This window comes from Staphylococcus sp. GDB9P120P (assembly GCF_017893435.1).
Classification (GTDB): domain Bacteria; phylum Bacillota; class Bacilli; order Staphylococcales; family Staphylococcaceae; genus Staphylococcus; species Staphylococcus cohnii.
The window spans coordinates 42,921-51,307 of record NZ_JAESNB010000020.1 but is presented as its reverse complement, the minus strand read 5'-3'; the positions used below and the strand labels follow the sequence as shown (position 1 = coordinate 51,307).

Annotated in this window: 12 protein-coding genes and 2 pseudogenes; 7 read left to right on the top strand and 7 right to left on the bottom strand. The window is 37.2% G+C overall.

The window, feature by feature from the left end; all coding sequences use genetic code 11:
* Positions 1–162: 162 nt before the first annotated feature.
* The gene (locus tag KA856_RS13715; RefSeq protein ID WP_165844825.1) at positions 163–336 is read right to left on the bottom strand and encodes a hypothetical protein; all 174 of its coding nucleotides are present in this window, start codon (positions 334–336) and stop codon (positions 163–165) included.
* Positions 337–623: 287 nt separating this feature from the next.
* Here KA856_RS13715 and KA856_RS13710 point away from each other — a divergent pair, with 287 nt between their 5' ends.
* Complete coding sequence (locus KA856_RS13710) at positions 624–1,088, top strand: hypothetical protein (protein WP_165844824.1); 465 nt, start codon at positions 624–626, stop codon at positions 1,086–1,088.
* Positions 1,089–1,292: 204 nt separating this feature from the next.
* On the opposite strand, the gene KA856_RS13705 is transcribed toward KA856_RS13710, so the two are convergent.
* Entirely contained in the window at positions 1,293–1,676 is a 384-nt protein-coding gene (locus KA856_RS13705) for a hypothetical protein (RefSeq protein WP_044120149.1), read from the bottom strand.
* Positions 1,677–1,702: 26 nt separating this feature from the next.
* Complete coding sequence (locus tag KA856_RS13700; RefSeq protein WP_165844822.1) at positions 1,703–1,984, bottom strand: hypothetical protein; 282 nt, start codon at positions 1,982–1,984, stop codon at positions 1,703–1,705.
* Positions 1,985–2,217: 233 nt separating this feature from the next.
* Between KA856_RS13700 and KA856_RS13695 the strand changes: the two are divergent.
* The 6 genes and pseudogenes from KA856_RS13695 to KA856_RS13670 all read left to right on the top strand — a co-directional run.
* Positions 2,218–2,766, top strand: a pseudogene (locus KA856_RS13695) (helix-turn-helix domain-containing protein); the annotation flags it as partial.
* A gap of 14 nt (positions 2,767–2,780) precedes the next feature.
* Positions 2,781–3,170 carry a hypothetical protein gene (locus KA856_RS13690; RefSeq protein ID WP_165844821.1) on the top strand — a complete coding sequence of 130 codons (390 nt, stop codon included), beginning with the start codon at positions 2,781–2,783 and terminating at the stop codon, positions 3,168–3,170.
* Positions 3,155–3,910: an IS21-like element helper ATPase IstB gene (gene istB / locus KA856_RS13685; protein ID WP_036174224.1), complete on the top strand. Its 756-nt coding sequence runs from the start codon at positions 3,155–3,157 to the stop codon at positions 3,908–3,910. Before KA856_RS13690 ends, istB begins: the two co-directional genes overlap by 16 nt.
* 448 nt (positions 3,911–4,358) lie before the next feature.
* On the top strand, positions 4,359–5,222 hold the full coding sequence (locus tag KA856_RS13680; RefSeq protein WP_054193191.1) for an SDR family oxidoreductase: 864 nt from the start codon (positions 4,359–4,361) through the stop codon (positions 5,220–5,222).
* A gap of 239 nt (positions 5,223–5,461) precedes the next feature.
* On the top strand, positions 5,462–5,731 hold the full coding sequence (locus KA856_RS13675) for a hypothetical protein (RefSeq protein WP_054193192.1): 270 nt from the start codon (positions 5,462–5,464) through the stop codon (positions 5,729–5,731).
* 94 nt (positions 5,732–5,825) lie between these two features.
* The gene (locus KA856_RS13670) at positions 5,826–7,001 is read left to right on the top strand and encodes an ISL3 family transposase (protein ID WP_210138777.1); all 1,176 of its coding nucleotides are present in this window, start codon (positions 5,826–5,828) and stop codon (positions 6,999–7,001) included.
* A 41-nt stretch (positions 7,002–7,042) separates the two neighbouring features.
* On the opposite strand, the pseudogene KA856_RS14160 reads toward KA856_RS13670, so the two are convergent.
* The 4 genes and pseudogenes from KA856_RS14160 to KA856_RS13655 form a co-directional block, all read right to left on the bottom strand.
* A pseudogene (locus KA856_RS14160) lies at positions 7,043–7,312 on the bottom strand (AAA family ATPase); the annotation flags it as partial.
* Between the two features lie 25 nt (positions 7,313–7,337).
* Positions 7,338–7,631, bottom strand: coding sequence for a hypothetical protein (locus KA856_RS13665; RefSeq protein ID WP_044120146.1), 294 nt, complete (start codon positions 7,629–7,631; stop codon positions 7,338–7,340).
* Positions 7,632–7,661: 30 nt separating this feature from the next.
* Positions 7,662–7,946: a hypothetical protein gene (locus KA856_RS13660; protein ID WP_044120144.1), complete on the bottom strand. Its 285-nt coding sequence runs from the start codon at positions 7,944–7,946 to the stop codon at positions 7,662–7,664.
* Between the two features lie 43 nt (positions 7,947–7,989).
* The gene (locus KA856_RS13655) at positions 7,990–8,256 is read right to left on the bottom strand and encodes a hypothetical protein (protein WP_044120143.1); all 267 of its coding nucleotides are present in this window, start codon (positions 8,254–8,256) and stop codon (positions 7,990–7,992) included.
* Positions 8,257–8,387 lie beyond the last annotated feature (131 nt).

Below are 8,387 nucleotides of genomic sequence, written 5' to 3'. Positions count from 1 at the left end.
TGGTTTTCCATAGCAATAACTCCTTTGTTTGATTTGTTACCTTTATTATATCGTACATTTATGTACGTTTCAAGTCTAAATGTGTTATTTTTAATACTTTTTGTTAAATAATACCATATGAAAAACCCCTCTGTTTCCAAAGGGGCGGGGCATTTATATTATCTAGGCTTTATCATATTTTTCTTGGCAATGATTACATAAATATTGACTTTCATTTTCTGGCTCAAATATTGTCCCACATGGACACTCTTTCCATACACCTTTAGCAACTAAAGCTTTTTCTTTACTACGTTTTTTCAATTCTTGCTCCGCTAAATCTTTTTTTACGTTACTCATTAATTTTCCAACTTTCTTATCTTATTTTATTTGATACATCTATAATATAGCACTTCATCTTTTGATATACTTTTAAATAGTAAATTTTTTCTTTGGAGGTATTTATGAATATGTTTAACATCTTTTGAAAAACCGCTTTTGTTTTTTTTATATTTTTATTAGATGTACTTATAGGAAATTCAATCTTTTTAGATAAACAAGGGTCAAACGAAGGGGGGACTAACATCATTTCTTTATTTATATCTTTATTAGCTGTAGTAATCAGTTTCAATAATACGAGAAGAAATATGCTCGATTCTATGGATAGTAAATCAGAGTATAGAAAAAAACTATTTGAAGCTTCTGCAAAGAATAACATCGTTGATGAAGATTACTTATTTCTTCGTTCAACTATGCGATACAAAGCTAAAACAGAAAATTTATCACCGCTTTTCTTTAATGATTTTGAAAAGTTTAAAAACAAAAAAGACAAGTCACTACAACCATTTGATTATATGACTGCATTTATCATTAAGTTTTGTGAAACTAACGATCAATTCATCAAGACGAAAGATTGTAAGAATAATGATGTATTTATTTGTAAAAATCCTGAAAATTTTAGAATACTATGTAGATATGTTTTAAAGCATCATTGGGAATCAAATAATCATTCGATTTTTCAATATAAAGCAAAAGACAAATTTATATTGATGAATGACACTATAATTCTACTTAACAAATATACATGCCAAAACAATGAAGTTACTAAATAAGGTGGGGCTATAAAACAAATTAAGGGGCTTGTTTGACTCTATTTTTAAATGCCATAATATAGACTTGGGCAACTGCTGCATATACATTAGGGCAACGTTTATATTAGAATTAATAATTTCAATCATTTTAAAAGTAGCTTTTTATTTTAGAAGGCACTAACTTTATATAAGTCAGTGCCTTCTTTCTGCTATTTAATTACGTTTTTAATATATTATTTGTATCGCTACTTGGATAAAACACATAATCATAATTATTGCATCGTCTTTATTGTATTTAACACGTAATCGTCTTGCTTCTTTCATACGTTCAGATTCAATCAAATCTTGTTTTATCGTCTTTTTACATAGTTCGTTTAATGACAGATGAATTACAACAACAATCAAATTGATAGCAATTATTATCGCTCCTAAAGCTACTGTATTCGTATCTGTCCACGCCTGTAATTGTAATACTATAAAATTCAAAACAAACATAGTACATATAAATTTCACCATAATTGATCGCTTCTTGCTTATCACTTCTACTTTGTTAATTACTTCTTTGCTAGGAGAATAAGAAGCGGTCAAACCATCTATATTTATGTCCATATGACACCTTCTTTGTTGCTTAATTTTTAAAATAACTCGTTTATGACCTTTTTATATGATTTAAAAAATTCATTTTTTCTTTCTTCAAAATTTTCTACTTCAAATTCAAGTTCATTAACAGTATTTTCGTTTGTTATAAATGGTATTCTTTCTACTAGGTTATCCCAAATAATTTCATTGCTTAGAACTGTAACATTTGGTTGTTTTAATATTTCATCATCTATAAAATTTCGTTCACTTTCATAAGTTACTATTTTTATTTTTCGACATAATTCTTTTAGTTTAACTATATATTTTTTTAAAGGCATTATTGTAGATGGATTACTTTTTTCTACTGGTATAATGACTTTATCAGATAATTCTATAGCTTTATTTCCAAATGTGGCTGTATCTGGCGCTGTATCAATTAATATAGGCTCTTCACCACAAGTTGTACTTGATCATTTAAGGTAGGTGTGCATAGAGGAAATAGAGGGTACAAAAAATGCGAATTTTCCTGTATGGTAAAGGTGACCAAACCAAACCATGGAGGGAAATTCGCATGTACTCTCAGTTTATCAAAGAACTCATCGATTTACCAGATGTTTTGATTCAAAAGGTGCGAAAAGAAGGGGAACGTTGGATTTTCGAACTTTCTCTACCCGAACAATGCCCGTTATGTCCTGTCTGCTTGAAGCGCACGATCAAAATGACAGACAAAAAGAAGCAATGGATGCATGGCTATGCTCAGCGAATCGGAATTTTTTGGATCGAACTTCCTGTCGAGCGCAGACGTTGTAGCACGTGTGGCGTGACGTTCAGCACGTCGTATCCAGCCATCTCTCCTCGAAGTGTGGCGACGGATGCTTTTCAGCGATGGGTCGCGCAATCTTGCATCGGAACATCCATTCAGGCGGTGGCTCGTATGCTCAAGCTTCCTTACACGACCGTTGAACGATGGTTTTATACCCATGCCCCTTCCTTCCTATCGAATGACGTCCAACCAAAGGCGGTTTGTGTCGATGAGTTTGCTTTTCGAAAAGGGCACGACTATGGAGTGGCGATCATGGATGCCGAAACGGGAGAAGTGTATGCCATGGAAGCAGCAAAGGGATTCAAGCGTTAATGCAACAAGTGGCCGGGCGTTTTCCAGAACCGGATCAAGCCACCCTCTTTTTGAAAGAAATCTATCAGCGGAAGCAGCGTTATATGAGAGATCAATTGCAAAAGATACAGGAAGTCATGAACAAAGCCAACCCTCATTCTGGAGTGATTGGACAAGCTTTAGCCTACTGTCTGACATACCAACTGTACAGTGCAGCAGCCTTCAGCGATGCAGTGCAACATTTTATGCAACAAGCACAGAGACAACAAGCACACCAGCATGAACATCAACCTGAGATCAAACCCACCGTGCTCGGACATCAATCACACTCGCAAGTGAAAGCAGAAATTCGAGATCCTCAAGTTTACATTCGTATCCTGGAGGGAGAGAGCCTATGTCAGAAAGCTTAGTGCAATTGAAACACAGCTTGAAAACACTCAAATTGGCCTCCATCGCCGAAGTGATTGAGGAACAACTGATGGAAGCCGAAACAAATGGATTCAGTTATCAACAGTTTCTGACGAAACTGTTGGGATACGAAATACGCAAGCGGGAAGAAAAACAATTGGCCAAACGGCTCAAGTGGGCAGACTTTCCTGTCCACCAATCCCTCGATGAGTTCGACATTAGCGCCCAGCCTGCCCTAAGCCGGCAGCAATTTCAACAGTTGCGTGAACTCTTATGGATTGAACAAGTTTATAACCTCATCTTATTGGGCCCGCCAGGGGTGGGTAAAACTCACCTGGCCATTGGCTTAGGAGTAGAAGCCGTTCAGCAAGGGTACAAAGTCAGCTTTGTGACCATGGATCATTTAATCCAGTTGCTGCGTACCCAAGAAGTAACAAGAAGCGCCCAAACAAAATTGAAAAGAATCACTCAGTCAGATCTTGTCATCATTGATGATTTGATGTTTATGGCCATCAACCGGCATGAAGCCAATCTTTTCTTTCAACTCATCAACAAACTCTATGGCCAATCATCTGTGATCATCACCTCCAACAAAGGACCGGAAGATTGGGGAGAGTTATTGGGTGATCCGGCCATTACCACAGCCATTCTGGACCGGCTACTCCATAAAAGCGAGGTGATTCATCTCACCGGTGACAGTTATCGTTTGAAATACAGGAAAACCATATTTGGAAATGACTAGGTGCTCAAAATTATTTGGCGAAATTTGTTCAATTGTACTTGACGCTCACACAAAAAATCTCTATCATATATAAAAAACACGAAGCATCATAGGTTTATCTAGTTTAGGGAAAGAGAAAATAACTTTTTCATGAGTTGAACAACAGCGGCAAACTATTAAAAAGCTAAAAAGAGGAGTTGACTTGTAAAAATTTTGATTGCACGGCCTTATCTATGATAGGCGCGACAAAATGATAGGAGGCATTCACCTTGTTTAGCAGCACAGGCATAAGATTTGATTTACATTTCTGATGCAATTATAATGGTGGGCAAGAATGGCCGAAATACATAATAAACAGTCATTCCTCAATCCAGTCTTCAATTGCGGCCGCCTTCGTTTATTTTTGGCTTCCGCCACCTAGATGATGTTATTTATTCAAAAAATTTTTAGAAAAAAAGGAGAAATTATTATGTCAATTGCGGTTACAGGTGCTACTGGTCCACTCGGTGGGCTTGTGATTCAACATTTGCTCAAAAAAGTTCCCGCCAGTCAAATCATTGCCATCGTGCGTAATGTTGAAAAAGCCTCTACTCTTGCCGATCAAGGCGTGGAAGTTCGCCATGGCGACTATAATCAACCGGAATCTCTTCAAAAGGCTTTTGCAGGTGTCTCCAAGCTGCTCTTTATCTCAGGTCCGCATTATGATAATACGCTTCTTATCGTTCAACATGCAAATGTCGTAAAAGCTGCCAGAGATGCGGGAGTCAAACATATTGCTTACACAGGATATGCCTTTGCTGAGGAATCAATAATTCCCCTTGCACACGTACATTTAGCAACGGAATATGCCATCCGTACGACCAATATCCCGTATACTTTCCTGCGTAATGCCTTATATACGGACTTTTTTGTAAATGAGGGGCTGCGCGCATCCATAGAGTCTGGAGCAATTGTTACGAATGCGGGAAGCGGGATCGTTAATTCAGTAACACGCAATGAACTTGCTTTGGCTGCCGCAACGGTTCTTACAGAGGAAGGGCATGAAAACAAAACGTATAACCTTGTTTCCAATCAACCGTGGACCTTTGATGAACTTGCCCAAATTCTCTCCGAGGTTTCCGGCAAAAAAGTCGTGCATCAGCCTGTCTCATTCGAAGAAGAGAAAAATTTCCTCGTAAACGCTGGTGTCCCTGAGCCGTTTGCTGAAATTACGGCAGCGATCTATGACGCGATTTCCAAAGGAGAAGCGTCCAAAACATCAGATGATCTGCAAAAACTGATCGGATCCTTGACCCCTCTGAAGGAAACCGTAAAACAAGCCCTGAAAATGTAAGAATTGACCAAATGACATAAAATGAAAAAACAGAACATCCAATGACTGCAAACTCGTGACCTGCTTTATCTTAGTTCGAAAATAAGCCCTGTCACGCAGACAGACATTAACAGCCTGAGACCTAAAATTACATAAGGACTCAGGCTGTTTTATTTCTTTTGATCACGTTGGCGGATTTAAAAACGAAACGAGAGTATATCATCTTTTACAAAAGTAGTTGGTAGAAAGGGGAAAAATATATGTCAAGAATAGTGATTGTTGATATAGACAATTGCATTGCCAATGTTAACAAAGCACTTAAAGATAAAGGATACAGAACCGACATATATCCATCACCTGTTCCTTCACGTTTGTTTGATGACGGTTCTATTTTTAAAAATGCAGAACCTATGAAATCAGTCATTGAAAACATCGAAGGAATAATAGACGACAAAAAAGATATGTGTATGTTCCTTACTTCCCGACCAAATAAAAAGGCTCTTCACCACAAGTTGTACTTGAGATTTTAAGATAGGTATGCATAGGGAAAATAGAGGATACAAAAAATGCGAATTTTCCTGTATGGTAAAGGTGACCAAACCAAACCATTGGAGGAAAATTCGCATGTACGCTCAGTTTATCAAAGAACTCATCGATTTACCAGATGTTTTGATTCAAAAGGTGCGAAAAGAAGAAGAACGTTGGATTTTCGAACTTTCTCTACCCGAACAATGCCCATTATGTCCTGTCTGCTTGAAGCGTATAATCAAAATGACAGGCAAAAAGAAGCAATGGATGCATGGGTATGCTCAACGGATCGGCATCTTTTGGGTGGAACTCCCTGTGGAGCGTAGACGTTGTGGTACATGTGGCATGACATTCAGCACGTCTTATCCCGGAATTTCCCCTCGAAGTGTAGCGACGGATGCGTTTCAGCAATGGGTGGCGCAATCTTGCATCGGAACATCCATTCAGGCGGTGGCTCGTATGCTCAAGCTTCCTTACACGACCGTGGAACGTTGGTTTTATACCCATGCCCCTTCCTTCCTATCGAATGACATCCAACCAAAGGCAGTTTGTGTCGATGAGTTTGCGTTTCGAAAAGGGCATGATTACGGAGTGGCGATCATGGATGCCGAAACGGGAGAAGTGTATGCCGTTGAAGCAGGAAAGAACGAGGAAGCCATTGGACGTGTGTTGGCTCCTGTGTCTGATTCTGTTCAGTATGTCGTGAGCGATTTGGCTCCAGCGATGAAAAAAGCGATTCAAGGGGCGTGTCCGGAAGCGAAGCATGTGGTCGATTATTTTCATGTGATTCAATTGTTTACGGAAGCGTTGGATCGATGCCGCAAATCCTTCGGAAAAGGGAACAAGAAACATGGGCATGTCCGGTATGTTTGCCGCTTATTGACCCAGCGCCCCGAGAAGCTCACCGAGGAGGAACGCCAAACGGTGCGGGAGTGGCAGAAAGAGAGCGATTCCTTGCAGGCTGTCTATCAATCCCTTCAACATTTTCGTTATGTATCCAAAAGCCAAAACGAGCGACAAGCGAAACGTCGTTTGAACGCCTGGGTTCATCGGTATTTGTTTTGTCCTTGTTCTGCTGTTCGCGCCATCGCAAAATCACTCGTCAAACGAACAGACGAAATCATATCGTGCATTTTATCCCCTTATTCAAATGGGAAAATGGAGGGAACAAATAACAAGATCAAGCTGATGAAACGTCGGGGATACGGATACAGAAATATCCAGCGTTTTGCATTGCGGGTTCGGCTAGAAACAGCTAACATACTTTCATGACAGGTGCAAGTACAACTTTTGGTGATGAACCTTAATATATAGTCATAGACTTGTGTATTAAATTGATTCAATCTATCTAATTCTAATAGACTCCATGACACCATTGTTAAATTTTCATTTACTTCAACTACTACATTTTCTGTTTCAAGTTGATATTCTTTTTCTGCCCATTGAAACAAACCATTTTGTACATCTGTGTCGATTGCTAAAATCTTTTTACCATTTTTTATTAGTTCTTTAATTGTCTCTATAATTAAATTAGTCTTTCCATTTCCACCTTTATAGCTTGCTACTGTAATAATTTCAGTCATTTTGAATCTCCTTATTATCTTATTTTCAAACTGGGGCTAAATCCCAATTGTGAATAAAGGCAGTGAAACATGTTAAGTGTCTGTTTTCTTTAGTTCTCTCATACATTCGTTCAATTCTAATTAAGTCCGTTTCATGTACATATTCGTTCAAATTGATTGTCTTATGCTTATATTTTACCTTATATCTGCTATCTAATGTATTATTCTCATATACTAATAACGTAAATTTTTCTCCTACTATATCTCCTGTACCGTATTCTAATATTCCACTAATCTCTTTTTCTTCTGGTCTGAAAGTTATTGTTGCTAAAATTACCATACTAACCACTTCCTTAAGATTTTTAGTGATCTACAATAAAACTCGCTCCCAATTTTTCAACTCAATCACTGAATAAAACATATCTATGTCCCAATCATTTAGACTATAGGTACACATCAGCTTTCTATAATCTTCTTCGTCTATATAATCAATCATTTTCTTATTATCGTCGTAATACCTAACAACGAACTCTCCACGTTCTATAAATACTTCATGTTTCGTCTGCGTACTAACATTATCTGGTACTTCCAAATAACCTATAATATTTGCTGAGTAATCTTTTGATATAAATTCTATTGTCGCTAGTGTATTCATAATAAATTCCACCTTTTATATTATTTTAAATACTTTTTGTAAATTAAAGAGCTACTTTTTCCTTATTTAATAAATTCATTAAATCTATATACATATGCATTTCTTTTTCCTTTAAATTACTTTTTCGTAATTCTCCATTTAAATACACATCATAGATAGGTTCTTTGTAATAATGTATAACTTCTATTTCTTCCGGTAAACACGTCTTCATTACTTTATTAATATCTTCAAAGTTATCGCCATATACACTTTCTACGTTACTTTTTTCAATTACTGTATAACCGTTATCTGAAAATTTGTTAATGTACATTTCAATCACTCCTATAGTTAATTTAAGTTAATTATACCGTACGTTTATGTACGCGTCAATGAAAACATGTTACTTTAAATATTTTTTGTAAACAAAAACCCACTTCTAAAATTAGAAGCGGGTAGGGGTGG